Origin of the sequence: Sphingobium sp. TCM1, from assembly GCF_001650725.1 — a bacterium.
Taxonomy (GTDB): domain Bacteria; phylum Pseudomonadota; class Alphaproteobacteria; order Sphingomonadales; family Sphingomonadaceae; genus Sphingobium.
Map to the genome: position 1 here is coordinate 327,905 of NZ_LXVX01000039.1, position 25,653 is coordinate 353,557.

26 protein-coding genes are annotated in these 25,653 nt (G+C 65.8%); 16 read left to right on the forward strand and 10 right to left on the reverse strand.

Annotation, left to right across the window (positions count from 1 at the left end):
- Positions 1-49 precede the first annotated feature (49 nt).
- From A7Q26_RS22200 to A7Q26_RS22225, 6 genes are all read left to right on the forward strand, one after another.
- Positions 50-1,111, forward strand: a complete 1,062-nt coding sequence (locus tag A7Q26_RS22200) for a DNA-directed RNA polymerase subunit alpha (RefSeq protein ID WP_066864653.1) — start codon at positions 50-52, stop codon at positions 1,109-1,111.
- Between the two features lie 175 nt (positions 1,112-1,286).
- Positions 1,287-1,712 (forward strand): 50S ribosomal protein L17, encoded by a 426-nt coding sequence (rplQ, locus tag A7Q26_RS22205; RefSeq protein ID WP_066864656.1) that lies wholly within the window; start codon positions 1,287-1,289, stop codon positions 1,710-1,712.
- A 104-nt stretch (positions 1,713-1,816) separates the two neighbouring features.
- Positions 1,817-3,982: a prolyl oligopeptidase family serine peptidase gene (locus tag A7Q26_RS22210; protein WP_066864659.1), complete on the forward strand. Its 2,166-nt coding sequence runs from the start codon at positions 1,817-1,819 to the stop codon at positions 3,980-3,982.
- Between the two features lie 54 nt (positions 3,983-4,036).
- Positions 4,037-5,095, forward strand: coding sequence for a DUF3667 domain-containing protein (locus tag A7Q26_RS22215; RefSeq protein ID WP_066864662.1), 1,059 nt, complete (start codon positions 4,037-4,039; stop codon positions 5,093-5,095).
- A gap of 30 nt (positions 5,096-5,125) precedes the next feature.
- Positions 5,126-6,043, forward strand: coding sequence for an EamA family transporter (locus A7Q26_RS22220; protein WP_066864665.1), 918 nt, complete (start codon positions 5,126-5,128; stop codon positions 6,041-6,043).
- 98 nt (positions 6,044-6,141) lie between these two features.
- A complete protein-coding gene (locus A7Q26_RS22225; RefSeq protein ID WP_066865285.1) occupies positions 6,142-7,503 on the forward strand; it encodes a methyl-accepting chemotaxis protein in 1,362 nt (453 codons plus the stop codon).
- 253 nt (positions 7,504-7,756) lie between these two features.
- Here A7Q26_RS22225 and A7Q26_RS26205 read toward each other — a convergent pair whose 3' ends face one another.
- Complete coding sequence (locus A7Q26_RS26205) at positions 7,757-8,605, reverse strand: cold-shock protein (protein ID WP_066864669.1); 849 nt, start codon at positions 8,603-8,605, stop codon at positions 7,757-7,759.
- 280 nt (positions 8,606-8,885) lie between these two features.
- Between A7Q26_RS26205 and A7Q26_RS22235 the strand changes: the two genes are divergently transcribed.
- Genes A7Q26_RS22235 through A7Q26_RS22245 form a run of 3 tightly spaced genes read left to right on the forward strand, consistent with a single transcriptional unit; the run spans position 8,886 to position 10,725 of the window.
- Entirely contained in the window at positions 8,886-9,503 is a 618-nt protein-coding gene (locus A7Q26_RS22235) for a ribonuclease D (RefSeq protein ID WP_066864672.1), read from the forward strand.
- 17 nt (positions 9,504-9,520) lie between these two features.
- Complete coding sequence (locus A7Q26_RS22240; protein WP_066864675.1) at positions 9,521-10,168, forward strand: LPS export ABC transporter periplasmic protein LptC; 648 nt, start codon at positions 9,521-9,523, stop codon at positions 10,166-10,168.
- Positions 10,168-10,725, forward strand: a complete 558-nt coding sequence (locus tag A7Q26_RS22245; protein ID WP_066864678.1) for an LptA/OstA family protein — start codon at positions 10,168-10,170, stop codon at positions 10,723-10,725. Before A7Q26_RS22240 ends, A7Q26_RS22245 begins: the two co-directional genes overlap by 1 nt.
- Here the strand turns inward: A7Q26_RS22245 and A7Q26_RS22250 are convergent.
- The 5 genes from A7Q26_RS22250 to aspS all read right to left on the reverse strand — a co-directional run bounded on the left by A7Q26_RS22250 (position 10,700) and on the right by aspS (position 16,730).
- Complete coding sequence (locus A7Q26_RS22250; RefSeq protein WP_066864680.1) at positions 10,700-12,328, reverse strand: GMC family oxidoreductase; 1,629 nt, start codon at positions 12,326-12,328, stop codon at positions 10,700-10,702. The genes A7Q26_RS22245 and A7Q26_RS22250 overlap by 26 nt on opposite strands.
- 103 nt (positions 12,329-12,431) lie before the next feature.
- Complete coding sequence (locus A7Q26_RS22255; RefSeq protein ID WP_066864683.1) at positions 12,432-12,617, reverse strand: hypothetical protein; 186 nt, start codon at positions 12,615-12,617, stop codon at positions 12,432-12,434.
- A 71-nt stretch (positions 12,618-12,688) separates the two neighbouring features.
- Positions 12,689-14,017 carry a methyl-accepting chemotaxis protein gene (locus tag A7Q26_RS22260; RefSeq protein ID WP_084439269.1) on the reverse strand — a complete coding sequence of 443 codons (1,329 nt, stop codon included), beginning with the start codon at positions 14,015-14,017 and terminating at the stop codon, positions 12,689-12,691.
- Between the two features lie 78 nt (positions 14,018-14,095).
- Positions 14,096-14,887: a polyphosphate kinase 2 family protein gene (locus A7Q26_RS22265; protein ID WP_066865292.1), complete on the reverse strand. Its 792-nt coding sequence runs from the start codon at positions 14,885-14,887 to the stop codon at positions 14,096-14,098.
- Between the two features lie 58 nt (positions 14,888-14,945).
- Positions 14,946-16,730 (reverse strand): aspartate--tRNA ligase, encoded by a 1,785-nt coding sequence (aspS, locus tag A7Q26_RS22270; RefSeq protein ID WP_066864685.1) that lies wholly within the window; start codon positions 16,728-16,730, stop codon positions 14,946-14,948.
- Positions 16,731-16,858: 128 nt separating this feature from the next.
- Between aspS and rnd the strand changes: the two genes are divergently transcribed.
- From rnd to A7Q26_RS22285, 3 genes are read left to right on the forward strand one after another with little or no spacing between them, the layout of a single operon-like run.
- On the forward strand, positions 16,859-18,025 hold the full coding sequence (rnd, locus tag A7Q26_RS22275) for a ribonuclease D (protein ID WP_066864688.1): 1,167 nt from the start codon (positions 16,859-16,861) through the stop codon (positions 18,023-18,025).
- Between the two features lie 11 nt (positions 18,026-18,036).
- Positions 18,037-18,348, forward strand: coding sequence for an I78 family peptidase inhibitor (locus A7Q26_RS22280; RefSeq protein WP_066864691.1), 312 nt, complete (start codon positions 18,037-18,039; stop codon positions 18,346-18,348).
- A gap of 43 nt (positions 18,349-18,391) precedes the next feature.
- The gene (locus A7Q26_RS22285; RefSeq protein ID WP_066864694.1) at positions 18,392-18,781 is read left to right on the forward strand and encodes a DUF4440 domain-containing protein; all 390 of its coding nucleotides are present in this window, start codon (positions 18,392-18,394) and stop codon (positions 18,779-18,781) included.
- 9 nt (positions 18,782-18,790) lie between these two features.
- On the opposite strand, the gene A7Q26_RS22290 is transcribed toward A7Q26_RS22285, so the two are convergent.
- Together A7Q26_RS22290 and A7Q26_RS22295 are read right to left on the reverse strand one after the other, a co-directional pair.
- Positions 18,791-19,492, reverse strand: coding sequence for a hypothetical protein (locus tag A7Q26_RS22290; RefSeq protein ID WP_066864697.1), 702 nt, complete (start codon positions 19,490-19,492; stop codon positions 18,791-18,793).
- A 150-nt stretch (positions 19,493-19,642) separates the two neighbouring features.
- Positions 19,643-20,029, reverse strand: a complete 387-nt coding sequence (locus tag A7Q26_RS22295; RefSeq protein ID WP_066865296.1) for a PH domain-containing protein — start codon at positions 20,027-20,029, stop codon at positions 19,643-19,645.
- Positions 20,030-20,159: 130 nt separating this feature from the next.
- On the opposite strand from A7Q26_RS22295, the gene A7Q26_RS22300 reads away from it, so the two are divergent.
- Genes A7Q26_RS22300 through A7Q26_RS22310 form a run of 3 tightly spaced genes read left to right on the forward strand, consistent with a single transcriptional unit; the run spans position 20,160 to position 22,322 of the window.
- Positions 20,160-20,708, forward strand: a complete 549-nt coding sequence (locus A7Q26_RS22300) for a nuclease (protein WP_066864700.1) — start codon at positions 20,160-20,162, stop codon at positions 20,706-20,708.
- A gap of 8 nt (positions 20,709-20,716) precedes the next feature.
- On the forward strand, positions 20,717-20,995 hold the full coding sequence (locus A7Q26_RS25750; protein WP_198163020.1) for a hypothetical protein: 279 nt from the start codon (positions 20,717-20,719) through the stop codon (positions 20,993-20,995).
- A gap of 40 nt (positions 20,996-21,035) precedes the next feature.
- Positions 21,036-22,322 (forward strand): spinster family MFS transporter, encoded by a 1,287-nt coding sequence (locus A7Q26_RS22310; protein ID WP_066864705.1) that lies wholly within the window; start codon positions 21,036-21,038, stop codon positions 22,320-22,322.
- Positions 22,323-22,393: 71 nt separating this feature from the next.
- On the opposite strand, the gene A7Q26_RS22315 is transcribed toward A7Q26_RS22310, so the two are convergent.
- Complete coding sequence (locus A7Q26_RS22315) at positions 22,394-23,971, reverse strand: peptide chain release factor 3 (protein ID WP_066864708.1); 1,578 nt, start codon at positions 23,969-23,971, stop codon at positions 22,394-22,396.
- 44 nt (positions 23,972-24,015) lie between these two features.
- Positions 24,016-24,912 carry an aldose 1-epimerase family protein gene (locus A7Q26_RS22320; protein ID WP_066864711.1) on the reverse strand — a complete coding sequence of 299 codons (897 nt, stop codon included), beginning with the start codon at positions 24,910-24,912 and terminating at the stop codon, positions 24,016-24,018.
- A 124-nt stretch (positions 24,913-25,036) separates the two neighbouring features.
- Here A7Q26_RS22320 and A7Q26_RS22325 point away from each other — a divergent pair, with 124 nt between their 5' ends.
- The gene (locus A7Q26_RS22325; RefSeq protein ID WP_232313894.1) at positions 25,037-25,588 is read left to right on the forward strand and encodes a hypothetical protein; all 552 of its coding nucleotides are present in this window, start codon (positions 25,037-25,039) and stop codon (positions 25,586-25,588) included.
- The last annotated feature ends 65 nt before the right edge of the window (positions 25,589-25,653 follow it).

Sequence of the window (25,653 nt, forward strand, 5' to 3'; positions counted from 1 at the left end):
TCGGGTGCAGGATTTCACAAGCGTTCCGGCCCATCCCCAGGGGAAATACATGACTGTCAACATGAAGAACTGGCAGGAATTGAAGAAGCCCAACAGCCTCGAAATCAAGGCGTCGGGTGACGGCAAGCGCAAGGCGACCTTCGTTGCCGAACCGCTGGAGCGCGGCTTCGGCCTGACGCTCGGCAATGCGCTGCGCCGGGTTCTTCTGTCCTCGCTTCAGGGCGCGGCGGTCACCTCGATCAAGATCGAGAACGTCCTGCATGAATTCTCGTCGCTGGCCGGCGTGCGCGAGGACGTGACCGACATCGTCCTCAACATCAAGCAGGTCGCGCTCCGCATGGAAGGCGAAGGCCCCAAGCGCCTTCAGCTCTCCGCCACCGGCCCGGCCGTGGTGAAGGCGGGCGACATCAGCGTCGTCGGCGACATCGAAGTGATGAACCCCGATCTGGTGATCTGTCACCTGGACCAGGGCGCGACCCTGAACATGGAACTGACCGCCGATGTCGGCAAGGGCTATGTCCCCGCCGTCGCCAACCGTCCGGCCGATGCGCCAATCGGCCTCATTCCGATCGACGCGCTTTATTCGCCGGTGCGTCAGGTCGCCTACAAGGTCGACAATACCCGCGTCGGCCAGGAACTGGACTATGACAAGCTGTCGCTGACCGTCGACACCGACGGCACCGTCACGCCGGAAGACGCGGTGGCCTATGCTGCCCGCATCCTGCAGGACCAGCTCCAGCTGTTCGTCCATTTCGAGGACGCCCTGCCTGCCGCCGCCCCGGCTGCCGGCCATGCCGCCACCACGGCTTCGGAAGGCGAAAGCGACGCCAACCAGATCAACCGCTATCTGCTCAAGAAGGTGGACGAACTGGAACTGTCGGTCCGCTCGGCCAACTGCCTCAAGAACGACAACATCATCTATATTGGCGATCTGGTCCAGAAGACCGAGGCCGAGATGCTGCGCACCCCCAATTTCGGCCGCAAGTCGCTGAACGAAATCAAGGAAGTGCTGTCGTCCATGGGTCTGCGCCTGGGCATGGACATTCCCGGCTGGCCGCCGGAAAATATCGAGGAAATGGCCAAGAAGCTCGAACAGGAGCTGCTGGGCTGATCCCTCTCCCTTCCCCGGGTTTGCTCGGGGAAGGGCGATCACCGTTCCGGCATTCCGGTGCCCTGCGACGGTGTGAACTTCGCCTGATTTAGGGCAGGGGCATAGGGCGGTGGCCCATAACACCGCCAGGTCTGGGGTACCTCGCACGGCCCCTTAACGAACGAAGGGAATTATCATGCGTCACAAGATTGGTCATCGCAAGCTGCAGCGCAGCGCCGGTCACCGCAACTCGCTGCTGCGCAACCTCGCAGCGTCGCTCATCAAGCATGAGCAGATCCTGACCGGCACCGCAAAGGCCAAGGAACTGCGTCCTTACGTCGAAAAGCTGATCACCCTCGCCAAGAAGGGTGGCCTGTCCAACCGTCGCCTGGCTTCGGCCCGCCTGCAGGACGATGTGCAGCTGGCCAAGCTGTTCGAAGTGCTCGCCGAGCGCTACAAGGATCGCAACGGCGGCTACACCCGCGTGATCAAGGCCGGCTACCGCGCTTCCGACGCGTCGCCGATCGCGATCATCGAGCTGGTCGACCGCGACGTCGATGCCAAGGGCCAGGACTCCGGTCCGGTCCAGGGCGCCGATGCGGACGAGCTGGAAGAGGCTTGATTTTTTAACCGGTCCTGCTGGTTGGGACTGGATGCTTTACCGGCAGGCCGCAGCTCTCTAGAGCTGCGGCCTGTTCCGTTTGAAAAGAGTGACGAAAAGAGAGGATGCGCGCCGCCCTGATCCTGTTGCCGCTGCTGCTGGCGGCGGCCCCGTCGCTCGCCCGGCCCGATGGCGCGACGATCGAGGCCGGCGACAGGACGCTGCGCTATCCCGCCGCCAGGCGGCTGGACCTGGTGGAGGATCATTTCGGCGTAAAGGTCGCCGATCCCTATCGCTGGCTCGAAAATGACCTGCGCGCCGATCCTGCGGTGCGGGACTGGGTGGCGCAGGAAAACGGGCTGACCCGCCGCTATATCGACAGCCTGCCGGGCCGCGAGGCGCTCAAGGGCCGGATGCAGGCGCTTTTCGCCCACGGCCGCTACACCGTGCCCCGCAAGGCGGGCGGGCGCTATTTCTACGGCTATAACAAGGGTCTCCAGAACCAGACGCCGCTTTATGTCCGCGAAGGCATCGACGGCGCACAAAGGATGCTGCTCGATCCCAATGACTGGGCGAAGGATGGTGCCAGCGCGCTTGCCGAATGGGCCCCTTCCCCCGACGGCAAATATCTTGCCTATGCCATACAGGATGCCGGAAGCGACTGGCGCACGCTCAAGTTGCTGGACGTCGACAGTGGCCGGACGCTGGCCGATGCGGTGGAATGGGTCAAATTCTCGCAGATCGCCTGGGACGGCCGGGGAGAAGGCTTTTTCTATTCCCGCTTCGCCGCGCCGCAGGACGGCGAGGCCTTCCGCTCCGCCACCGAAGATCAGCAGATTTTCTACCACCGCGTCGGCACGTCCCAATCCCAGGACCAGCTCGTCTACGCAACCCCGGATCGCCCGGCGCTCAGTCATCAGGCCCAGGTGACGGGCGACGGCCGCTGGCTGGTCATCAGTTCCTTCCAGGGCATCGATCCCCGCCGCGAAATCCATGTCGCCGAACTGACCGGCGGCCCGGTCAAGCCACGTCGGCTGGTCAAGGGACCGGCCAATGACTGGCGACTGATCGGCAGCCGCGATACGACCCTCTATTTCATCACCGACAGCCGGGCGGCCCATATGCGGGTGGTGACGCTGGATGCAGCGCGACCGCGCAAGGGGCCGAAGGAACTGGTCGCCGAGCGGGCCGAAACGCTGGCCGGCGGATCGCTGATCGGCAACCGGCTGATCCTTGCCTATATGAGCGACGCGCAGACCGTCGCCGAGCTGGTCGAACTGGACGGGCGCAAGGTCGGCGACGTGCCCCTGCCGGGCTTCGGCACCGCGGCCGGCTTTGGCGGGCGCGCGGGCGATCCCGAAACCTTCTTCAGCTTTTCCGGCTTCGTCACCCCGGCCAGCATCTATCGCTTCGACACGGCAACTCAGCAATATCAGCTCTTCGCCCAGCCCGACCTGCCCTTCAATCCCGACGATTTCGGGATCGAACAGCGGCTCTACCCGTCGAAGGATGGAACGATGATCCCCATCACCGTCCTGCGCAAGAAGCGGCTGGCCGATCGCGCCATCGCCGCGCCGACCATTCTCTACGGCTATGGCGGCTTCAACATCTCGCTGACGCCGGGCTATTCGGCGGTTCGGATGGCGTGGCTTGAGCAGGGCGGCGCCTATGCCATCGCCAATCTGCGCGGCGGGGGCGAGTTCGGCAAGGCCTGGCACGAGGCCGGGCGCGGCGCGAACAAACAGAATGTGTTCGACGACTTCATCGCCGCGGGCGAGTGGCTGAAGGCCAACGGCTACACGCCGCAGGACGGGCTAGCGATCGAGGGGCGGTCCAATGGCGGGTTGCTGGTCGGCGCGGTGGTCAACCAGCGCCCCGACCTGTTCGCCGCGGCGCTGCCGGCCGTTGGCGTCATGGACATGCTGCGCTTCGACCGTTTCACCGCCGGACGCTACTGGGTCGACGACTATGGATCGCCGGACAGCGCCACGGATTTCCCGCTGCTCTACGGCTATTCGCCCTATCACAACATCCTGTCGGGCAAGGACTATCCCGCCATCCTTGTGACCACGGCAGACACCGATGACCGGGTAGTACCCGCCCACAGCTTCAAATATGCCGCCGCGCTCCAGGCGGCGGATATCGGATCCCGGCCACGATTGCTGCGGGTCGAAAGCCGCGCCGGCCATGGCGCGGGCAAGCCGGTCGACAAGCTGATCGACGAATATGCCGACAGCTACGCCTTCCTCGCCCGGTTCACCGGGTTGACGATCCGGGCGAAGCCGGAATAGCGCGCGTCTCAACCCGTCTGGTGTCCGTCATACACCGCTGATAGTCTCCGACGCATGACTGGGGGAATCGAAGCAGCGGGTGACGCGGTCACCGGAGCGATGCTGGCGCGGGCGGTCGAACCGGGCCATGGCGAATCGCACGTGCCGGGGCACGGCCCCTGCCTCAATTGCGGCGCGACGCTGGCCGGCAATTATTGCGCCCAATGCGGCCAAGCCGCGCATGTCCACCGCAGCTTCGCCGCCATCGGCCATGATCTGGCGCATGGCGTGCTCCATTTCGAGGGCAAGATCTGGACCACGCTGCCCGAACTGGCGCTGCGGCCGGGCAAGCTGACACGGCGCTATATCGAAGGGGAACGGGCCAAGTTCGTGTCGCCCTTCGCCCTGTTCCTGTTCACCGCCTTCCTGATGTACGCCATCTTCTCGCTGACCGCTCAAGGCGAAGGAGGCAAGGCGCCGCAGGCCGTGCAGATGAACGCCGAGGCGCAGGCCGAACTGCGCAAGGAGCAGGAAAAGGCCGATGCCCGTATCCGGAAGATCGAGGCGGACCTGAGCAAGCCGGGCCTGTCCGCATCGCGCCGGGAGATATTGACCGAAAGGCTGACCGAAGCGCGGGCGGAGCGGAAGGGGCTGACCCTGGCCAGTGACATCACCGATTCGCTGATGGGCGAGGGCATGAGCGGCGGCGTCGCCAGGACGGTCGGCAAGACGTTGAGCGCCGCCGCGGAAAATCCAGAATTTGCCTATTACAAGCTCAAGGCCAACGCGTATAAATTTTCCTGGGCATTGATCCTGATCTCGTTGCCCTTCCTGTGGTTGCTCTTCCCTTTCAGCCGCCGCTACAAGGTCTACGACCATGCGATCTATGTGACCTATTCGATCGCCTTCATGTCGCTGCTCTTCTGCCTGTCGATGCTGCTGACGGCGGTCCATGTGACCAGCGGCCTAGTCACGCTGGTGCTGCTGCTTTTCGCTGCCTGGCACATGTATCGCCAGTTCAAGGACGCCTATGCGCTCTCTCGCGCAGGCGCTCTCTGCCGGTTGCCCCTACTCTATGGCTTCGCCTGCGTGTCGCTCTCGCTCTTCTTCACCTTCCTGGTCGTGATGGGGTGACGGTGGGCGTCGGCCCGCTATAGGGCAGGCATGATCACCTCCCCTCTCTGGCTGCCGGCGACCCTGATGGCGGGCGCGACCCAGGCCTGGCGCACCGCCGTCCAGCGCCGCGTCAGCCACAACCTGTCGCTCAACGGCGCGGGCCTGGTCCGCTATCTGTACGGCATCCCTTTCGCGCTGCTGCTGCTCGCCCTCTACCGGCTCGCATTTCCCGCACCATGGCCACTGTTCCAGCCCCATTTCCTGCTCTTCTGTCTGGCCGGCGGCCTGGCTCAGATCATCGCCACCAACTTGCTCATCCTGGCGTTCGGCCATCGCAATTTCGTCGTGGGCACCGCCTATTCCAAGACGGAGGCGGTGCAGGGCGCTGTCCTGTCCTTCCTGCTGATGGGGGAACGACTGGCGGCACTGACCTGGGCGGGCATCGGGTGCGGAGTGGCGGGCGTGATGCTGCTGTCCACCGGTGGCCGACGGATGGGACCGGTCGACTTCCTGCGCGCGCTGGCCCAGCCGGCCGCCCTCACCGGCATGGCGTCGGGCTTCTTCTTCGCGCTGACCGCGATCGGCATTCGCCGCGCGACGCAGCAGGTAGGCGGGGACGACCGCATCCTTGCGGCCTTGATCGTGCTGGTGGTCACGGTGCTCCTCCAGACGGCAATCCAGGGCGGCTGGCTGCTGGCGCGGGAACGGGGCGAGATGCGCCGGGTGTTGGCCAGTTGGCGCATGTCGGGGCAGGTCGGGCTGCTGTCCGCGCTGGGTTCAGCCTGTTGGTTCACCGGATTTGCCACGGCGCCGGTGGCGCTGGTGCGCATCGTGGGTCAGATCGAGGTCGCCTTCACGGTGGCCTTCGGCCACTTCTATCTGAAGGAAAAGATGCAGCGCAGCGAGGGCTTGGGACTGATGCTGGTGGTGGCGGGCGTGATGCTGGCGCTCGCCGGGGCGCTTTGAGACGAGCCGAACCAGGCCGCTAACGCTTAATTTACCATGGCCCGATAGCCCTTGGCGCAATGAGGGACATGCAATCCGACAATGTCGCGCGCGCGGTTATGAAGGTCGCCAAATTGTCCGGCGACCTGGGGATACGCACGCTCGACCTTCAGGCCGACATCAGCGAACTCGCCGATCGGGTGACGCAGCAGGCACGCACGATCGAGGCGATCAGCGGCGCGGCCGCACAATTGTCGCAGGATGGTGAGCGCGTGTCGCTGGCCGGGCAGGATGCCCGTGAGAAAGCGGTCGCCGCCCGTTCCATCATCGACGATTCAGGCCGACAATTGTCGGCGGCGAACAGCAATTTCGTGGACCTGATCGAGCAGGTGAGTCGCATCCATGCGCGGCTGGACGGCTTTGGCGAGGCCTTGAAGACGGTCGCCCATGTGACCAGCGTGATCAGCGGCATCGCCAGCCAGACCAACCTGCTGGCGCTCAATGCCACGATCGAAGCGGCGCGCGCCGGGGACGCCGGACGCGGCTTTGCCGTGGTCGCGGCCGAAGTGAAGAAACTGGCGCAGGAAACCGCCGCCGCGACCCAGACGATCGAGCAGTCGATCGCCGCACTGACGGGCGAGGCTGGCGGAATGCTGGACAGCATCACCCGTGGCGCCCAGACAGCGCGCACCGCCCAGTCGGACACGCGCAACATAGAGGCGCTGGTCGAGCGGCTGGCGGCGCTGATGCTCGACCTGTCGGGCAACAGCGAGACCGTGGCCCAGCGCATCGGGTCCATGGTGGGATCGGCAGGCGAGATCCGCACCGGCCTGGCCGCGCTGGCGAGCACGTCGAACGACAATGCAGGCGGTCTGCACCGACTGTCAGGCCGCATCACCAGCGCCAGCGAAGACACCAATTTGCTGCTGCAATATCTGGCTGAGAGCGGCGTCGACATTCCCGATTCGCCCTATATCCGCTTCTGCCTCGAATCGGCCGAAGCGGTCGCGGGCGCAATCGAACGTGCGATTATGGAAGGCCGTATCAGCGAGGCGGAGGTTTTCAGCGAAGATTATTCGCCGATCCCCGGCACACATCCCGTCCAGTATAATCACCCCGTCCAGCCGGTCATGTTGCCCACCGCCCGCGCGCGGCAGGAACTGGCCCGGACCTATTCCGGCCTGTTCGGCATGACCTTTACCGACCGCAACGCCTATGGCGCAGTCGCCATGCCCGAGCGATCCCATACGCAGAGGACGGGCGACGATGTATGGAATTCCGAACATTCGCGCCAGGGGCTGATCTTCGACTTCGCCGACACGCGCGAACAGTGCAAGATCACCCAGCCCTTCTGCATCAAAGCCTATCGCCGCCCAACCGCGGAAGGCGAGATCGTGCTGCTCAAGCAGGTGATCGCGTCCATCCATGTCCGTGGTCGCCACTGGGGCATATTGCAGATGGCCTATCAGGATCAGGGTTGAGCAGCGGGGCAGCGTTCCAGTAGCAGGCCGGCCCCCGGACAGGGATTTTCATTCGCGCTCTGCTGCGGACAGCAGTGGATCGGCCTCGATTGCCGTCAGGCGGACGCGCAGCTTCCGGTTCAAAATCAGGTGCCGCATCACGAAATGCGGGGCGCTACGGCCACCGGCCGGGTCAAAGGAAAAGGGGCCGCCCGACTGGACGACCCCTTCCCTATCCTCTCCCCTGTAACAGGGATGATGCTTGTAGCGCGCTTCAGTCGGCCTTCGACTGCAGGTTCACCGCAGCATATTTGCCGCGACGATCGACTTCCAGTTCGAAGTCGAGGCGATCGCCCTCGTTAAGGGCGCCCATGCCCGCACGCTCGACCGCACTGATATGCACGAAGGCATCAGGCTGGCCATCATCGCGCTGGATGAAGCCAAAGCCCTTCATCGCGTTGAAGAACTTGACCGTGCCGCTGGCGCGTTCGCCGGTCAGCTGGCGCTGCGGGCCACGATCGGCGCCGCCGAAGCCACCACGATCACCGCCGAAGCCACCCGCACGCGGTTCGCGCGGTTCGCGCGGCGCACGATCGGTGACCGGGAGCGGTTCGCCTTCGATCACCAGATCGGTAGCCGACACCTTGCCGCCACGATCGACCAGGGTGAAACCGAGCGGCTGCCCTTCGGCCAGACCCGTCAGGCCAGCCTGTTCGACCGCGCTGATGTGAACGAAAACGTCCTCACCGCCATCGTCACGAACGATGAAGCCAAAACCCTTCTGGCCATTGAAGAATTTGACGACGCCCTTGCCTTCGCCAACAACCTGGGCGGGCATCCCGCGGCCACCGCCGCCGCCGCCGCCGAAGCCGCCACCACCGCCGCCGCCGAAGCCGCCGCGGCCACCGCCGCCGCCGCCGCCACCGAAGCCACCGCGGTCACCGCCGCCGAAACCGCCACGATCACCGCCGCCGAAACCGCCGCCGCCGCCGAAGCCGCCGCGATCACCGCCGAAGCCGCCACCGAAACCACCGCGGCTGCCCTGATCGTAGAAATTGTCGTCGCCGAAACCGTCGCGCTTGTCCTTGCCGCGCCCGCCGCGGCGACCTCTATCAAAACTCATGCCCTGTTAGTCACTTTCGCTTCGCCCCAAGACCAATCGGACAAACATGTCGGGCGAATGACATGCAGAATCCACCGCAAAGGCGGGTTTGAGAATCACTATATCAACTTTTCAGGGCAGCGCGAATGATTTTCACCGGAGCGGTCCTGTTCCGTTCCGATTGGCGCCAATCGGCCGATTTACACGCATCTCGGCGCGAAAATCCAGCATTCGGCCGCATGTTGTGCCACGCGCAAAGCCTTGATTGCGGTGCGACGGGTTTCGCCATAGAGGGGAGCGCATGACCGTGCATTTCCATGAAGAAGATCTGCCCGCCGGCGTGCTCGCCCCCGGCCCGATCGCCGTCGACACCGAAACCATGGGCCTCATCACCCCGCGCGACCGCCTGTGCGTGGTCCAGATCAGCGACGGCAAGGGAGACGAGCATCTGGTGCGCTTCGCGCCCGGCAGCGATTATGCCGCGCCGAACCTGCGCGCCGTGCTGGCCGATCCCGAACGACTGAAACTGTATCATTTCGGCCGCTTCGACATTGCCGCTATCCGCCATTATCTGGGCGTCGTGGCCGCTCCAGTCTACTGCACCAAGATCGCATCGCGCCTGGTGCGCACCTATACGGATCGGCACGGACTGAAGGAACTGGTGCGCGAACTGTTGGGCCAGGATATCAGCAAGCAGCAGCAGTCGAGCGACTGGGGCAGCCCGGTCCTGTCCGATGCGCAGAAGGATTATGCCGCGTCCGACGTGCGCTACCTGCACCAGCTCAAGGCTGAACTGGACAAGCGACTGACGCGTGAAGGGCGGATGGAACTGGCGCAGGCCTGCTTCGATTTCCTGCCACACCGGGCCGAACTCGACCTGGCCGGCTGGCCGGAGATCGACATTTTCGCGCATATGTAAGGGAGCGTTCGCGCCGCATGTCCGTCCAGGCCGATCAGCAACGCGACGTGCGCCGCCAGTGGGCGCGACCGGGCGGCAGCCATGACCGTCTGGTCAAGCTGCTCAAGAACTGGCTGCCGGTCGCGGTCGGCGTGCTGGCGGCACTGCTGGCGACCGCCCCCTTCACCGGCGGCGACAAGGTCAGCTTCGTGCTCGACAAGAACAAGGTCGATGTCGCGCGCGAACGGATGCGCGTGACCGAGGCGCTTTATCGTGGCGAGGACAGCAAGGGGCAGCCCTTCTCGCTGCGCGCCGGATCGGCGGTGCAGAAAAGCTCGCGCGAGCCGATCGTAGACCTGAACGACATGTCCGCGCGCATCCTTTTGTCGGACGGTCCCGCCGTACTCACGGCGCAGAAGGGCCGCTACGACATGGATAGCGAGCGCGTCGCGATCGACGGGCCGGTCCAGTTCCAGGCGGCGGGCGGATATCGCCTGACGACGCGCGATGTCGGCGTCGACCTCACCACCCGGCGGATGCGCAGCGCCGGCCGGGTGGATGGCCGAATCCCGATCGGCACTTTCAGCGCCGACCATCTGGAGGCGGACATGGGCGCGCGCACGGTGACCCTCAACGGCCGCGCGCGCTTGCGTATCGAACAAAATGGCCTCAAAGGGCGAAACTGATGAAACGCACCCTTTTGACGCTTTCGATCGGATTCCTGGGCACGGCCGGCGTGATGATCGCCGGGGCGAGCGCGCAGGTGTTCCGCAACCATGACAGCAATGCCCCGGTCAATTTCACCGCCGATCGCATCGAGGTGCAGGATCGCGCCGACCGGGTCGTCGTGTCCGGCAATGTCGAAGTGACGCAGGCCGGCATGACGCTGAACGCCGCGCGCATGACCGTCGCCTATCGCAACCAGCCGGGCGGCGGCTCCAACGGCAACGGGATCGAGATCGACCGGATCGACGCGTCCGGCAATGTCGTGATCACCAAGGCCGACCAGACCGCGCGCGGCAATGTCGCCATCTATGATCTCAACGCGAAGCTGATAACCATGCTGGGCAATGTCGCCCTGACGCAAGGGACGAACCGCCTGACCGGCGGGCGGCTGGTGATGGATCTCAACAGCGGCCGCTCCACCGTCGACGGCCGTTCGACCGGCGGCGGGATCGGCACCACGACCAGTCCCAGCGGGCGCGTGTCAGGCACCTTCACCGTTCCCCAGCGGAAGAACTGAACGTCCTGCTCTTCGCATCGTCCAGGATCATCGCCGCCGCTTTCTCCGCGATCATCATCACCGGCGCGTTGGTGTTGCCGGAGATGATCGTCGGCATCACCGATGCGTCCACCACCCGCAGTCCGTCGATTCCGCGGACACGCAGTTCCGGCGTCACCACCGTCCCCATCGCGGCCGTGCCGACAGGGTGGAAGATGCTGCTGGCGATGGCGCCCACCCCCTCCAGGATCGCCGCCTCATCCTGCCGCTCCGCACCCGGCCGAAACTCCTGCGGCGCATAGGGCGCCAGCGCAGGCTGGCCGACAATGGCGCGCGTCACCCGCACTGCTTCGATCGCTACCTGCCGGTCCTCGGGCGCGGAGAGATAGTTGGGCCGGATCGCCGGGGGCAGCGCAGGATCGGCGGACCCGATCCACACGCTCCCCCGGCTCTGCGGCCGCAGGTTGCACACACTTGCGGTGAAGGCCGGGAAGGGATCGAGCGCCCCCCCGAACGCCGCCAGGCTGAGCGGCTGGACATGATATTGCAGATTGGCGGTGGCGAAGCGCGGATGGGATTTGACGAACAGCCCCAACTGGCTCGGCGCCATCGCGAGCGGCCCGGACCGCCGGGCGAGATATTCCAGCCCCATCCACGCCTTGCCGGCCAGCGAGGCCGCCCGCATGTTGAGCGTCACCACGCCCGTCACCCTGTAGGCGCAGCGTATCTGAAGATGATCCTGCAGATTTTCGCCGACGCGCGGCAGATGATGGACCGGCGCGATCCCCAGGGCGGTCAGCCGCTCGCCATCTCCTATCCCGGACCGTTGCAGAATCGCCGGCGATCCGATCGACCCGGCGCACAGCAGCACTTCGCCTTGCGTCCGCGCGACGCCGCGTTCGCCTCCGGTCAGGAATTTCGCTCCCACCGCCCGCCGTCCCTCCAGCAGCAGCCGGTCGATCACCGCCCCGGTGACGACGCGCAGATTGGGCCGCCTCATCGCGGGACGCAGGAAGGCGTCGGCGGCGCTCCAGCGCCGTCCCCGCCGCTGCGTCACCTCGAAATAGCCCGACCCTTCATTGTCGCCCCGATTGAAATCCTCCGTATAGGGCACGCCATATTGTCCGGCGGCTTCGCGAAAGCGCTCCAGCAAGTCCCAGCGGAGCCTTTGCCTCTCGACCCGTATTTCCCCGCCGGCGCCATGGGCCTCGTCGCCGCCGCCGAAATGATCCTCGGCCTTGCGGAACCAGGGCAGCACATCGTCCCAGCCCCAGCCGACAAGCCCCGCCTGCCGCCAGCCATCATAGTCGCGCGCCTGGCCCCGCATGTAGATCATGCCGTTGATCGAACTGCTGCCGCCCAGCACGCGCCCACGCGGATAGCCGATCGCGCGGCCGCCCAGGCCCGCTTCCGCGTCGGTCTTCAGGCACCAGTCGGTGCGCGGATTGCCGATACAGTAGAGATAGCCGACCGGCACCTTGATCCAGTGCCAGTCGTCGCGGCCGCCCGCCTCGAGCAACAACACGCGATGGCGCGGATCGGCGCTCAGCCGGTTGGCCAGCACGCAGCCGGCGCTGCCCGCGCCCAGGATGATATAGTCATACGCGCCGAAATCGCGGTCCATGCGCCTCTCCCTGGACGCAGCATGGCCCGCGCTTCCGGCACGGCGCAAGCCGGCCCGGCGATATGTCGCATCGGATCGCCCGGCCAGCCGCCGCCGACAGGCTCTATTCGTGCGGCCGCAATGCGCTGTTGAGGCTTTCGAGCACGGCGCCGATCGGTTCGGTCACGGTGACGCTGCGCCCTTCGCTGAAACGGATGCGGGTGCCGTCACTCACCTGGGAGACGAAAGTGACCTGCGCGGGGTTGACCGCGGTCTGGGTGCGATCGGTGCCGACGAACATCACGAGCATGGCGTCCTCTCCTTTTTATGGACGGACAGCCTAGCCGGATTTGCGCCACGCGCCAGCGCTGTTTTGACGGGTCATGCCGCCCGCATCGCCGCGATGAAGCCGGCAGCACGCGCCTCCAGCCGATGGGCTTCCTCCGCCAGCCGCCCCGCCACCGCGCGCATCGTCCGGGCGCCCAACGCGCTGGCCGACGCATTGTCGCTGATCTGGCCGGCGCCGGCGCGGATATGGTCGCTCGATATGTCGGCCTCGGTCACGCTTTCGGCAATGGCATGGCTGAAGGCGGCCTGGCGCGCGACCGCATCGAACACGGCCGTCGACAGCCGATCGGCGCGCGTCATGGTGGCGTCCATATGCGCCTGTCCCGCCGCGACCTCCCCAATGGTGACGCGGATATGATCGATCCGCCCGGCGATTTCGGCCGCCGCACCGCGCGTCTGCGTCGCGAGCGACTGCACCTCGCGCGCGACCACGGCGAATCCCTGCCCCGCCGCCCCCGCGCGCGCCGCCTCGATACTCGCATTGAGCGCCAACATGCTGGTCGCCCGCGCGATCGTGTCGATCAGGGCGACCACTTCGCCGATGTCATCGGCTTCCTGCGCCAGCGCGGCGCTCTGGGTCGCGCCGGATCGGCTGCGCGCCGCCGCCTCGCGAATGGCCGCGCCTGCATCGCTCGCTTCCGCCTCCATGGCGGCGAACACATGGCCCAGTTCGATACCACCCGCCGCAATGCCGGCCAGCCGGTCCGCCGTCTGTGCCGCCGCCACAGCCATCGCGGCGGCATCCGCCCCGTCGACTGCCGCACGTTCGGTCGCAGCCTGCGCCAACGTGGCCAACTGGTCTGCCATGGCCACCAGATCGGCGATCAGATTTCCAACGTCGAGGCGGAAGCTCGCGCTCTCCTGCGTGATCTGTTCCACCCGCGCGGCCCGCGCCAGGGCGACGCGTGCGTCACGCTCGGCAGTCAGGCGCAGCAGTAGCGGTCCGCCCAGCACCCCCGCAAACTGGCCCCGGTCAGTGACGATCAGCCCCTCGCAGCCCTCGCCCTGCGCCGCATAGACGTCAACCAGCGACTCCACGTCGGTCATCCGCTCGACGCAGGCGCAAGGACGGACATGCTCGTTCAGGCGCCCGCCGAAACTGGGGTTGCGCAGCAACGCATGGCCGAAGGGATTGAAGAGGATACGGCGCATGTCGCGCTCATATATGGCGCCCACGGGCCTTCCGCTCCCGTCGATCACCGGCAGCAGGCGCAGCCCGGCGTCGCGCTGGAAACAGTCCACCGCTTCGCTCAGCGGCCGACCCAGCCCGATCACCGGACCGGTCCCGTCGAGATGCAGGTCGGCAGCGTCCCGCACAGCGGGCACGGGCGTCTGGGGAAAGGGAAGCACGGCAGCGATCATGCCGCCGGAATAGGCCGCAATTGGTAAATGTGGAGTTAGGTGAAAATGACGCTTATGTTACAAACACCTGATTCCAAGCTATTTTTTGTCCGAACCGCGGTATCCGAACGCCTCCCGCGCGAGCTTGATGACCGCCGGGTCGGCCTTGGGGAAGTCCATCGGCACCAACCGCTCCAGCCGGTCTGCGACATAGGTCAGCGCCGCGATGCGCCCCGCCTTGCGATGATTATTGTCGATGACATGCCAGGGAGCGTTCTTGCTGTCGGTCTTGCGGAACATGGCGTGCATCGCATCGAGATAGTCGGCGTGCCGCGATCGGTTGCGATAATCTTCCACGCCGGTTTTCCACCGTTTCCACGGAGTGTCGAGCCGCTGCGCGAGCTGTTCGTCCTGCGTTTCCTGCGTGATATGGACGAAAAGCTTGACGAAATTGGTGCCCGCATCGGACAATTGCCGTTCAAACGCGTTGATTTCCTCATAGCCGCGCTTCCATTCCGCCTTGGAACAATAGCCCTCGACCCGTTCGACCAGCACGCGGCCGTACCAGCTGCGGTCGAAGATCGCGATGTTGCGGCTGGCGGGCAGGCGTGTCCAGAAGCGCCAGAGGAAATGATGGTCGCGCTCTTCCTCGGTCGGCGCAGCGATTGGATGGACCTGATAATAGCGGGGATCCCAGTCGGCGGTCATCCGCTTGATGATGCCGCCCTTGCCCGCTGCGTCCCAGCCCTCCAGCAGGATGATGCTGCGCCGGTGATGCAGGATATGGGCGACCTGGATCTTGGCGAGACGCTGCTGAAGCGCCGCCAGGTCAGCCTCATAATCGCCCTGATATTTCGCGCCCTGTTCGTAATCGGCGAGGTCGATGGTCATCAGCGCGTCTCCTTTTCCGCCATGCTGGATCAAGTCCGGCATGGCGGAAAGGAAAAACTCACGCCTTGGCCTGCGGCTCCACCACGCGGATGTGGAGTTCGCGCAACTGCTTGAATTCGGCCGGGCTGGGCGCGCCCATCAGCAGGTCCTCGGCGCGCTGGTTCATCGGGAACAGGGTAATCTCGCGGAGATTCTGCGCGCCGCAGAGCAGCATCACGATCCGGTCGACGCCCGCGGCCATGCCGCCATGCGGCGGGGCACCGTACTGGAAGGCGCGATAGAGGCCGCCGAAACGTTCCTCCACATCCTGCTGGCTGAGGCCCACCTTCTCGAACGCCTTGACCATGAGTTCGGGCGACTGGTTGCGGATCGAACCCGACGCGATCTCATAGCCATTGCAGACCATGTCATATTGGAAAGCGTTGATCGTCAGCGGGTCCTGATTGTTCAGCGCGTCCAGCCCGCCCTGCGGCATGGAGAAGGGGTTGTGTGCGAAGTCGATCGACTTGGTGTCTTCGTCATATTCGTAGAAGGGGAAATCGACGATCCAGCAGAGTTCGAACCGGTCCTTGTCGATCAGGTCGAGCTGTTCGCCCACGCGGATGCGGGCAAGACCAGCAAGCTTGGCCGCCTGCGATTCCTTGCCCGCCGCGAAGAACACGCCGTCATTGGGGCCAAGGCCGAGCGCAGCGATCAGCTTCGCGGTGGCTTCTTCGCCATGATTCTTGGCGATCGGGCCGCCGGGCACGCCATCCTTGATGTTGATATAGCCAAGGCCCGAATAGCCCTCGCCGCGCGCCCAGACATTCATGTCGTCGAAGAATTTGCGGCTGCCTGCGCCGGCGCCCGGCGCCGGGATCGCGCGAATCACGCTGCCGCTTTCGACCAGCGAGGCGAAAATGCCGAAGCCCGACCCGACGAAATGGTCGGTCACGTCCTGAATGATGATCGGGTTGCGCAGGTCCGGCTTGTCGCTGCCATATTTCAGCATCGCTTCGGCGTGCGGAATGCGCGGGAAGCTGCCCGCCGGGGTGACATATTTGCCCTCGGCGAACGCCTCGAACACCTGGGCGATGACCGGCTCCATCGTGTTCCACACATCTTCCTGGGTGACGAAGCTCATTTCCAGGTCGAGCTGGTAGAATTCGCCGGGCAAGCGGTCGGCACGCGGGTCTTCGTCGCGGAAGCAGGGCGCGATCTGGAAATAGCGGTCGAAACCGGCGACCATCAGCAACTGCTTATACTGCTGCGGCGCCTGCGGCAGGGCATAGAATTTGCCGGCATGGATGCGGCTGGGCACCAGGAAGTCGCGCGCGCCCTCCGGGCTGGACGCGGTCAGGATCGGCGTCGAATATTCCGTGAAGCCGGCCCCTTCCATGCGGCGGCGCATGTCGGAGATGATCTTCGTGCGCTTCACGATGTTCGCGTGCAACGTCTCGCGCCGCAGATCGAGAAAGCGGTAACGCAGGCGGATATCCTCGGGATAGTCCTGCTCACCCGCGACCGGCAGCGGCAATTCCGCCGCGGTCGACAAAATGGTCACGCGGTCGGCGACGATCTCGATCTCGCCGGTCGGCATACGGGGATTGATGGCTTCGGCCGCGCGCGCGACCACCTTGCCCTCGATCGTCACCACGGATTCGAGACGCAGGCTCTCCAGGGCCATCAAGGGATCGCTGTCGGCCTTCGCCACGACCTGGGTGATGCCATAATGATCGCGCAGGTCCACGAACAGCACACCGCCATGGTCGCGCTTGCGGTGCACCCAGCCCGACACGCGGACCTCGTTGCCGACATCGGCCGTGGTCAGGGCGCCGCAGGTATGGGTGCGATAGGCGTGCATGGCGTTTTGATCTTTCAGCTTCGTTTTACGGAAATGACAAACTGTTGCAGCCCCGCTATGGCCGGTCCTGTCAAAGGATTGACGAGCCCGCAGGGAGCGGGCCAGCCCATAATAAGATCGAAGACCATATGCAAATTCATCCGCTGATTACCGACAGCAAGACCCTTGCCGATTTCTGCGCCCGCATCGCGAACTCCCCCTATGTCGCCGTCGACACCGAATTCATGCGGGAAAACAGCTATTGGCCGGACCTCTGCCTGGTGCAGGTGGCCGACGCCCATGAAGCGGCCGCGATCGATCCCAAGGCGCCAGGCCTCGACATGAAGCCGCTGCTCGACCTGCTGGTCGACAATGAAGAGGTGCTCAAGGTCTTCCATGCCGGCGGACAGGACATAGAAATCGTCCACAACCTGACCGGCAAGACGCCGCATCCCATGTTCGATACCCAGATCGCCGCCATGGCGCTGGGTCTGGGCGAGCAGATCGGCTATGGCAATCTGGTCGAGGCCTGGCTGGGCGTGCAGCTCGACAAGGGCGCGCGCTTCACCGACTGGGCGCGCCGCCCGCTCGACAAGCGGCAGATCGACTATGCGATCGGCGACGTCACCTACCTGATCCAGATTTTCCCCAAGATGCTGGACGAGTTGCGCAAGACCGGGCGCGGCGACTGGCTCGACCAGGAAATGGAGCGGATCAGCGACCCCAGCAATTACGAGAATGACCCGGCCGACGCCTGGAAGCGCGTCCGCATCGCCAGCCGCAAGGCCGATGTGCTGGGCCGCCTGAAGGCGCTGGCCGCCTGGCGCGAGATTGAGGCGCAGGACAAGAATCTGCCGCGCGGCCGCATCGTCAAGGACGAGACGCTGGCCGACATCGCCAGCCATCCGCCCCGCAGCCAGGAGGATCTGGGCAAGGTGCGCGGCCTTTCCGCCACCTGGCGCACCAACGACATCGGCGCGCGCCTCATGAGCGCGCTCGCGGCGCACAAGCCGCTGGGCAAGGAGGAAATGCCCGAGCGCGATCCCAAGCGGCCTGGGCTGGGCAAGGACGGCGCGCTGGTCGCGGACCTGCTCAAGCTGCTGCTCAAGATCCGCTCGCGCGACATCGACGTGGCCGCGCGGCTGATCGCGCGGAGCGACGATATCGACGCGCTGGCGGCGGGCGTGCGCGACGGGCTGTCGATACTGGAAGGCTGGCGCTATGAACAGTTCGGCCGTGACGCGGTCGACCTGGTCGAAGGCCGCCTCGCCTTCGCGGTCAAGGGCGGCCGGCTCAAGATGACGCGCACCGAATAGGGAGAAGGACCATGCGGAAGGCGGCTTTTGGCATGATGGCGGCAACCCTCGCCCTTCCCCTCACGGCCTGCGCCGGGGCGAGCGGACAAGATCCGGCGACGCCCCCCGCCACGGCCGAAGGGCCCTGTCATCATGATGGCCTGGACCGCTTCGCCGGGCAGAAGGCGAGCGCGGACCTCGGCGCGCAGCTGCTCAAGGCGTCCGGCGCGAAGACACTGCGCTGGGGCGGCCCCGGTACGGCGATGACCATGGACTTCCGCCCGGATCGCCTGACCGTCAGCTATGACGAGGCGATGATCATCACATCCGCGCGCTGCGGGTAAACTCGCTACGTCCCCGTAGCGACCGCTTCCGAAAATGAGCAGCATGACCGCGACCGCAGACCTCGCCATCCGCATGGCGCGCGCCACCTTCAACCGCGCGCTGGCCGATGCCGACCTCAAGGCTATCGAACCGCTGCTGGCGCGCGACGCGATCCTCGTCACCGGGTCGGACAGTGCGGTGATTACGGGGCGCAAGGCGCAGCTGCTGGCGTGGAAGCGCGAATTCGCTTCGGCCGACCGGCTGGTCTATTGCCGCACGCCCGACCGCATCATCGTGTCGCCAGTGGAGCCGGTCGCAATGGAGCAGGGCCAGTGGCAGGGCATCGCCGCCGACAGCGGACGGATGCTCGCATCCGGCACCTATGCCGCCAAATGGCGAGAAACCGCCGGCTCCTGGCTGCTCGAAGCGGAAATCTTCGTAACCCTGGCCTGACTGGCGGCCTTATAGTTCCAGGCCGATCAGCGTCCCGCTGCCGATCCGATCGACATAGCGCTTGCCGTCAATCTCCAGCCAGTCGGGCGTGACCTCCAGCCGGCGCCCCCGGATCGTCGTGCGCAGATGTTCCACCGCGATCCTGTTGCGCGCCACGATGCGCAGCACGCACAGGCCATCGCCCCGCGTCGCCATCATCGAATAGCGATCGCCGCGCAGCAGGAAATGCCAGCTGCCATTGGCCGGCTTCCACTCATTGCCGTCGATGATCTGTTCCGCCTCGCCATCCGCCGCGCCCAGCCGGACGCTGATCCGCGTTGCGCCATTGGTGCGCCGGGGCGGCGCGAACATCAGGATCGGTTCGCCATCCAGCGTGATGGGAATCGGCGTATCGCGCAACAGCCGTGCCCCGCCCACGATCAGTTGCGGCAACTCGGCGGAAAAAGGCAATCGGTCCCGCGCGAAATGACGCTGGCGCACCACCGGGTTGGCGTGGAAGCTGTGCACCTGGGTCGCGGTCAGCCGCCCCTCCTCGACCAGGCCATGGCAGGTGGGGCAAAGCAGGGTCGCGCCCGGTCCGTCCGGCAGGCCCAGATAGCGGTAGATGGTGACGCCGCAGCGCACGCAAGCAAAGCCGCACGCCTGGCGGATGTCCGCGCGCTGCTCGGCCGTCAGGTCCGACAAGGACGGCATCACTCGCAAACCCACCATGGCGACACCCCTTTAGCAGCGCCGTCCACACCTTTGCGGACGGTCGTTCCTGACATGGCGTCCTCTTGCGAGCGGAGTTCTGACGACCCCCTTTTGGCATCCCTATCGTTGAAATAAATGCGCCCAAGTCAAGGGGCTGCATGAAATCTTCTATCTTTGCGGCAGCAGATCCACGTTGCGCGCCGCCGCGATCGCCCGGATGCGGTCGGGCCGGGGCATGTTCTTGATCGCGATTTCGGCCACGTCGCCGGCACTGAACAACTCGACATGGCCGACGCCGAACAGGCGCTGACCCAGGCTCTGGGTGATCCGCACCGACCGGATGCTCGACAATGCGACCTCTGTCCGCTGCTTGGACAGCAGGCCGCGCTCCATCAGAACCTCCCGATCGGACAGGGCCAGCCGCTCACCCTTGTGCATCACCCACCATATCCCGATCGCCAGGATGCCGACGACGGACAGCAGCAGCAGAATGAATAGCAGCGGATGCGCCCGGAACATCGCGGGATGTTCGTCATACAACCAGGTATCGCTCACGCCGCCTCCCTTGATCCAGCCAGCCGACTTGACCATGGCGCGCCCTGCCCGTCAAGGCGCGGGCGCCGAAGCTGGTTAACCGAAATTTTCCTTGATCGGGGATAGAGCGATGACTTCCCTGGAGCGAAACATGGCACGCAGTCTCTATGAAATGGGCGACCGGCGCCCGGCCGAACCCGGCAACTGGCTCAACGAACGGCGGGAAAGGCGCACCCGCGTCCTGCCGATCGGGCTTCTATGCCTCGTGCTGGTGATTGCCATGCTGGCGGCGGCGTTCATCGGGCAGGCATTGCCATCCGCCGAGGAAACGGCCCGCCGGGCCGGCACTGCCAGCATCTCGGATCGATTCGCGCTCTGTGATGATCTGCGCGGCGACGCGTGCGTACTGGCCGCGGATGCCTATGCCTGGCGCGGGCATCGCTATCATCTCTCCGACATCAGCGTCCCCGCCCGGACGAACGCCCGATGCCCGCTGGAAGCCCGGCGCGCAGAGCAGGGCCGCATAGCGCTCGCGGCGATGATGAACGGCGGCGCCTTCGACGCACGCCCCGACCCTGCCGATGCCGATCCCTCCGCGCGCATCCTGACCCGCGACGGCGTGTCGCTGGGCGAACTGATGATCCTGAAGGGTCATGCCCGGCCCTGGTCGGCGCGGCCCATCGACTGGTGCGCGGCCTGACGCGCTCCATGCCGCCGGATCGAGACGCACCGCCTTGTGCCGATCCGGCGCTCGACAAGGGCGTCGGCGATGGCCGCCACTTTCTCGGCCGGCCGACTGCTATCCCAGACACCGTAGCGCAGCCCCAGAAAGACGTTCATGTCTTCCTTTCGTCACAGCCCGTGACCGGGGCGATCATCAACGACAGCGCCTGGTTCCCCGCCCCGTTGCCGGGCAAGGAAGGCAGGCGGACCGCCTTCGACGGCAATCCGCCGCAGCTATGCCTGACGGGCATGGTCGCGTTCTGATCCTGAAGCCTGTCGATTGAAGTTGGTCTAGGAAGCAGGCATGACCGATCGACTCCCCCCTTCCCCCGCCTATCGTGGTCCAGTCTATTCAAGCGTCGTGCTGGCGATGCTGCTGCTGGTCTACACGTTCAACTTCCTCGACCGGCAGATACTGGGCATCCTGGCCGGGCCGATCAAGGCGGAGCTGGAGTTGAACGACACGCAACTCGGGGCGCTGGGCGGGATCGCCTTCGCCCTGCTCTATTCGACGCTGGCGATCCCGCTGGCGCTGCTGGCCGACCGGACCAGCCGCACCTGGGTCATCACCGTCAGCCTCGCCGTCTGGAGCGGCTTCACCGCGCTGTGCGGGGTGGCGGGCAGCTTCACGCAGATGTTCCTGTTCCGCATCGGCGTGGGCGTGGGCGAGGCGGGCGGCGTCGCCCCGTCCTATGCCGTCATCTCCGACTATTTCCCCCAGCATCAGCGCGCCCGCGCTTTGTCCATCTATTCGCTCGGCATCCCGCTGGGGTCCGCCGGGGGCGCGCTGCTGGGCGGCTATATCGCGCAGACCGTGGAATGGCGCACGGCCTTCATCGCGGTCGGACTGCTCGGCATCCTGATCGCGCCGATCTTCCGCCTCGTGGTGCGCGAGCCGGCGCGGCCCGCCCAGGCGGGCGATGCCGTGCCGGTCAGCGCGGTGTTCGGCATCCTCGCCGCCAAGCGCAGCTTCTGGATGCTGGCGCTGGGGGCGGCGTGCAGTTCGATGTGCGGCTATGGCGTCGCCTTCTGGCTGCCCAGCCTGCTGATGCGCAGCTTCGGCCTGGACCTGATCGGCGCGGGCCAGTTTCTGGGCGCGCTGCTGCTGATCGGCGGGGTGGCGGGCGTGCTGCTGGGCGGATGGCTGGGCGACCGGCTGGGCGGCAGGGACAAGGCCTATTATGCCTGGGTGCCGGCGGTCAGCTATGTCGTGGGGATGCCGCTGTTCGTGGCGGGCGTACTGTCGGGCAGCGTGACCGTCGCCTTCGCCCTGTTCCTGATCCCGCAGGCGCTGGTCTATGTCTGGCTCGGCCCGGTGCTGACGGCTGTCCAGCATCTGGTGCCCGCCCATATGCGCGCCAGCGCGGCGGCCTGCTTCCTGCTGATCAACAATCTGGTCGGGCTGGGGCTGGGAAGCTGGGCGGTCGGCAACCTGTCCGACGCGCTGACGCCCGCCTATGGCCAGGAAGCGCTGCGCTACGCGATCGTCGCGGCGCTGGGCTTCTACCTGCTCGCGGGCCTGTTCATGGCGCTGGCGGGCCGGGCGCTGCGGCGCGACTGGGTGCAAGCCGACAGCGAAATAGACAGCTGAACGAGATTGCGCCATTCATGACTGGACGGAAGCAATGCCGCCCAGTCATGCTCGTGAAGCACGAATAGGGTTTATCGTTCGCGGGTCGCGCTGAACTTCACCTTGGGATGGCGTTCCTGCTGGTAGCCGATGTCCCAGGCACTGCGGGCCATGAATACGAGATTGCCGTCGCGGTCGCGGGCCATGTTGGCGCCATTATAGGACGCCAGTTCCTTGACCGCCGCCTCGTCCCCGCTGATCCAGCGGGCGGTGTCGAAGGGCGAAGGTTCGAGGCCCGCCGCCACCTTATATTCGGCTTCGAGGCGCGAGATCAGCACTTCGAGCTGGAGCTGGCCGACGACGCCGACGATCCAGTTGCTGCCGATTTCGGGGTAGAAGACCTGGATTACGCCCTCTTCGCTGAGGTCGTCCAGCGCCTTGCGCAGCTGCTTGGTCTTGGTCGGGTCTTTCAAGGCCACGCGGCGCAGGATTTCGGGCGCGAAATTTGGCAGGCCGGTGAAGCGCAGGCCGGGCTTTTCCGACAGGGTGTCACCCACGCGCAGCGCGCCATGGTTGGGGATGCCGATGATGTCGCCGGGAAAAGCCTCGTCCGCCAGTTCGCGGTCCTGCGCGAAGAAGAGGATCGGCGAATGGACGGCGAGCGGCTTGCCGCTTCCGCTGGGGGTCAGCTTCATGCCGCGGCGGAACTTGCCCGAAACGAGCCGCATGAAGGCGATGCGGTCGCGGTGCATCGGGTCCATATTGGCCTGCACCTTGAAGATGAAGCCGGTGACTTCGCTCTGTTCCGGTTCGACGGCGGCAGGTTCGGCAGGCTGCGACCGGGGCGGCGGCGCATGGGCCGACAGCGCGTCGATCAGTTCGGTGACACCGAACAGCTTGAGCGCCGACCCGAAATAGACCGGGGTCAGGTCGCCATGGCGGTAGCGGCCAAGGTCGAATTCGGCATAGCCCCCCTGCGCCAGCTCCGCCTCCTCGCGCAGCTTTTCCAGTCCCCGTTCCGAGAGGACATCGGCCAGCTTCGGATCGTCGAGGCCGGTGAAGACCTGCTCCTTGCCCTCAAACTCGCGAGAAGGGCCGGTCGGCTGGCGCAAGCGGTTAGTGGCGAAATCGTAGATGCCCTCGAAATCGGTGCCCATGCCGACGGGCCAGCTCATCGGACAGACATCGAGCTGGAGCTGGTCGGCGACTTCATCGAGCAGGCCGAAAATCTCGCGGCCCTCGCGGTCGACCTTGTTGACGAAGGTGATGATGGGGACGTTGCGCAGGCGGCAGACCTCGAACAATTTGCGGGTCTGCGGCTCGATGCCCTTGGCTGCGTCGATGACCATGACGGCAGAGTCGACCGCAGTCAGGGTGCGATAGGTATCTTCCGAGAAATCCTCGTGGCCCGGCGTGTCGAGCAGGTTGAAGGTGATCGTCTCGCCATCGCGGGTCCGCTCGAACGTCATGACCGAAGAGGTGACGGAGATGCCGCGCTGCTGCTCGATCTTCATCCAGTCGGAGCGGGCACGGCGATTGGCGCCGCGCGCCTTCACCTCGCCCGCAAGGTGGATCGCGCCGCCTTCCAGCAGCAGCTTTTCAGTCAGCGTGGTCTTGCCGGCGTCCGGGTGGGAAATGATCGCGAAGGTGCGGCGGGATGGGATGGTCATGGCGCGCCCATATAGGGATTTTTGCGCCCAAAGCGAGTCGCGCGTTAGACGCCCGCCCCATCCCCCACCAGCGTCACGTCCATGCGGAAGCTGCGGGAGTCGCCGGGCAGCAGCGCCATGATGCCCGGCTTGTCCCAGACATCCCCGTCGAAGCCCACGAGGTCGGCCATGCCGGCCCAAGGTTCGACACACAGATAATGGGCGCCGGGCTTTTGCCACAGGCCGAGCCAGGGGGTGTCGGGGAAGTCGATCCGCAGGTGCGGGTGGCCGGGCGCACCCCAGGTCAGCGAGCGGCTGGCGAGATCATCCCAGATCAGCGCGTCGCCCTCGAACATCGCATGAGTGGGGACGAGCGTGTCGCCCTCGACCGGGGAGGGCACGGAGCCGCGGGCGATGAGGCCGGGTTCGTCGCCGACCTTGCGGATCGGGGCGGGTTCGGACCGTTCGAAGGTAATGCGATGATCGGCCGCCGCGCCGCCATAGGGGAGCGGCCAGGCGAAGGCGGGATGATAGCCGAAGGAAAAGGGCATGTCCGCCTCCCCCCGGTTGCTGACGGTGGCTGTCATCCGCAAGGTCGCGCCCTCAACAGCAAAGCCCATGTCGAGCCGGAAGTCGAACGGATAGATGGCACGCGAATCGCTGTCCGCCTCCAGCCGGAACAGCGCCCTGCCCGCGTCGCGATCGACCAGCGCGAAATCACGGCGGCGGGCGAAGCCATGCTGCGGCATCGGATATTCGCGCCCGTCGAGCCGGTAGGCATCGCCGCGCGACCGGCCGACGAAGGGGAAGAGCAGGGGCGCATGGCCGGTCCACCATCGGGGATCGGCATCGGTCATCAGATCGCGACCCTGCGCGTCCCGAAGCGACCAGAGTTCGGCGCCCAGCGGGTCGATCTCGGCGGAGAGAATTGCCGATGCGATGGCGATGCGGGTGTCGGACAAGCGGGCCTCCTGCGGGGTGCGTCCCTCGCATAACGTCCTGATCGGCAGGTGTCTCCTCCCCCTGATCGTTTCGGCGGGGGAACCGATCCTCCCTGCCACAGGTTTGGGCGGTCGGAGGACCATAATGCACCGAACCATGATCGCCATCACCCTGTCGCTGCTGCTGTCGGGCACCGCCCTGGCGCAGGAACAGGACAAGCCCCGTGACGAAACCCTGGACAAGGCGGGCAAGATCGCCACCCAACCCGCGCGCGACATCGGGATCGACAAGGACGAGATACCGCCGGTGCTGCTCAAGGCGGTGGACAACCCCTATGCCGCGCCGGCCAGCCGGACCTGCAAGGGGCTGAATGGCGCCCTGGGCGAACTCAACGCCGTTCTGGGCGAGGATTTCACGATCGGGCGGCAGGCCAACGAGAATCGCACCGGCAAGATCGCCGAGGCGGTCGGCAAGACCATCGTCAATTCGCTGATCCCCTTCCGCGGGCTGGTGCGCGAGATCAGCGGCGCGGCCCCGGCCGAGCGCCGGTTGCAGGCGGCGGTGACGGCGGGCATCGCGCGGCGCGGCTATCTGCGCGGGCTGGCGAGCGCGAAGGGGTGCAAGATCGCGCCGATCACGCCGCCGCCCGTGGCGAAGGAGGCGAAGAAGGACGAGAAGGACGGCGAGAAGAAATAGCCGACCCGGTTGGCTTCGCGCCTGTCGGGGAGGCGGCCAGCGCGCGCTATCCGCCTCCCGACGTC

What these genes read in the sequence shown, in the direction of transcription:
- A7Q26_RS22220 (WP_066864665.1), top strand. Translation starts at nt 5,126, where the DNA reads ATGATCACCTCCCCTCTCTGGCTGCCGGCGACCCTGATGGCGGGCGCG.
- A7Q26_RS22265 (WP_066865292.1), bottom strand. Translation starts at nt 14,887, where the DNA reads ATGACCATCGACCTCGCCGATTACGAACAGGGCGCGAAATATCAGGGC.
- A7Q26_RS22325 (WP_232313894.1), top strand. Translation starts at nt 25,037, where the DNA reads ATGCACCGAACCATGATCGCCATCACCCTGTCGCTGCTGCTGTCGGGC.
- A7Q26_RS26205 (WP_066864669.1), bottom strand. Translation starts at nt 8,605, where the DNA reads ATGAGTTTTGATAGAGGTCGCCGCGGCGGGCGCGGCAAGGACAAGCGC.
- A7Q26_RS22285 (WP_066864694.1), top strand. Translation starts at nt 18,392, where the DNA reads ATGACCGCGACCGCAGACCTCGCCATCCGCATGGCGCGCGCCACCTTC.
- rnd (WP_066864688.1), top strand. Translation starts at nt 16,859, where the DNA reads ATGCAAATTCATCCGCTGATTACCGACAGCAAGACCCTTGCCGATTTC.
- aspS (WP_066864685.1), bottom strand. Translation starts at nt 16,730, where the DNA reads ATGCACGCCTATCGCACCCATACCTGCGGCGCCCTGACCACGGCCGAT.
- rplQ (WP_066864656.1), top strand. Translation starts at nt 1,287, where the DNA reads ATGCGTCACAAGATTGGTCATCGCAAGCTGCAGCGCAGCGCCGGTCAC.
- A7Q26_RS22215 (WP_066864662.1), top strand. Translation starts at nt 4,037, where the DNA reads ATGACTGGGGGAATCGAAGCAGCGGGTGACGCGGTCACCGGAGCGATG.
- A7Q26_RS22260 (WP_084439269.1), bottom strand. Translation starts at nt 14,017, where the DNA reads ATGATCGCTGCCGTGCTTCCCTTTCCCCAGACGCCCGTGCCCGCTGTG.
- A7Q26_RS25750 (WP_198163020.1), top strand. Translation starts at nt 20,717, where the DNA reads ATGCCGCCGGATCGAGACGCACCGCCTTGTGCCGATCCGGCGCTCGAC.
- A7Q26_RS22210 (WP_066864659.1), top strand. Translation starts at nt 1,817, where the DNA reads ATGCGCGCCGCCCTGATCCTGTTGCCGCTGCTGCTGGCGGCGGCCCCG.
- A7Q26_RS22315 (WP_066864708.1), bottom strand. Translation starts at nt 23,971, where the DNA reads ATGACCATCCCATCCCGCCGCACCTTCGCGATCATTTCCCACCCGGAC.
- A7Q26_RS22250 (WP_066864680.1), bottom strand. Translation starts at nt 12,328, where the DNA reads ATGGACCGCGATTTCGGCGCGTATGACTATATCATCCTGGGCGCGGGC.
- A7Q26_RS22240 (WP_066864675.1), top strand. Translation starts at nt 9,521, where the DNA reads ATGTCCGTCCAGGCCGATCAGCAACGCGACGTGCGCCGCCAGTGGGCG.
- A7Q26_RS22235 (WP_066864672.1), top strand. Translation starts at nt 8,886, where the DNA reads ATGACCGTGCATTTCCATGAAGAAGATCTGCCCGCCGGCGTGCTCGCC.
- A7Q26_RS22280 (WP_066864691.1), top strand. Translation starts at nt 18,037, where the DNA reads ATGCGGAAGGCGGCTTTTGGCATGATGGCGGCAACCCTCGCCCTTCCC.
- A7Q26_RS22310 (WP_066864705.1), top strand. Translation starts at nt 21,036, where the DNA reads ATGACCGATCGACTCCCCCCTTCCCCCGCCTATCGTGGTCCAGTCTAT.
- A7Q26_RS22255 (WP_066864683.1), bottom strand. Translation starts at nt 12,617, where the DNA reads ATGCTCGTGATGTTCGTCGGCACCGATCGCACCCAGACCGCGGTCAAC.
- A7Q26_RS22300 (WP_066864700.1), top strand. Translation starts at nt 20,160, where the DNA reads ATGGCACGCAGTCTCTATGAAATGGGCGACCGGCGCCCGGCCGAACCC.
- A7Q26_RS22225 (WP_066865285.1), top strand. Translation starts at nt 6,142, where the DNA reads ATGAAGGTCGCCAAATTGTCCGGCGACCTGGGGATACGCACGCTCGAC.
- A7Q26_RS22290 (WP_066864697.1), bottom strand. Translation starts at nt 19,492, where the DNA reads ATGGTGGGTTTGCGAGTGATGCCGTCCTTGTCGGACCTGACGGCCGAG.
- A7Q26_RS22245 (WP_066864678.1), top strand. Translation starts at nt 10,168, where the DNA reads ATGAAACGCACCCTTTTGACGCTTTCGATCGGATTCCTGGGCACGGCC.
- A7Q26_RS22200 (WP_066864653.1), top strand. Translation starts at nt 50, where the DNA reads ATGACTGTCAACATGAAGAACTGGCAGGAATTGAAGAAGCCCAACAGC.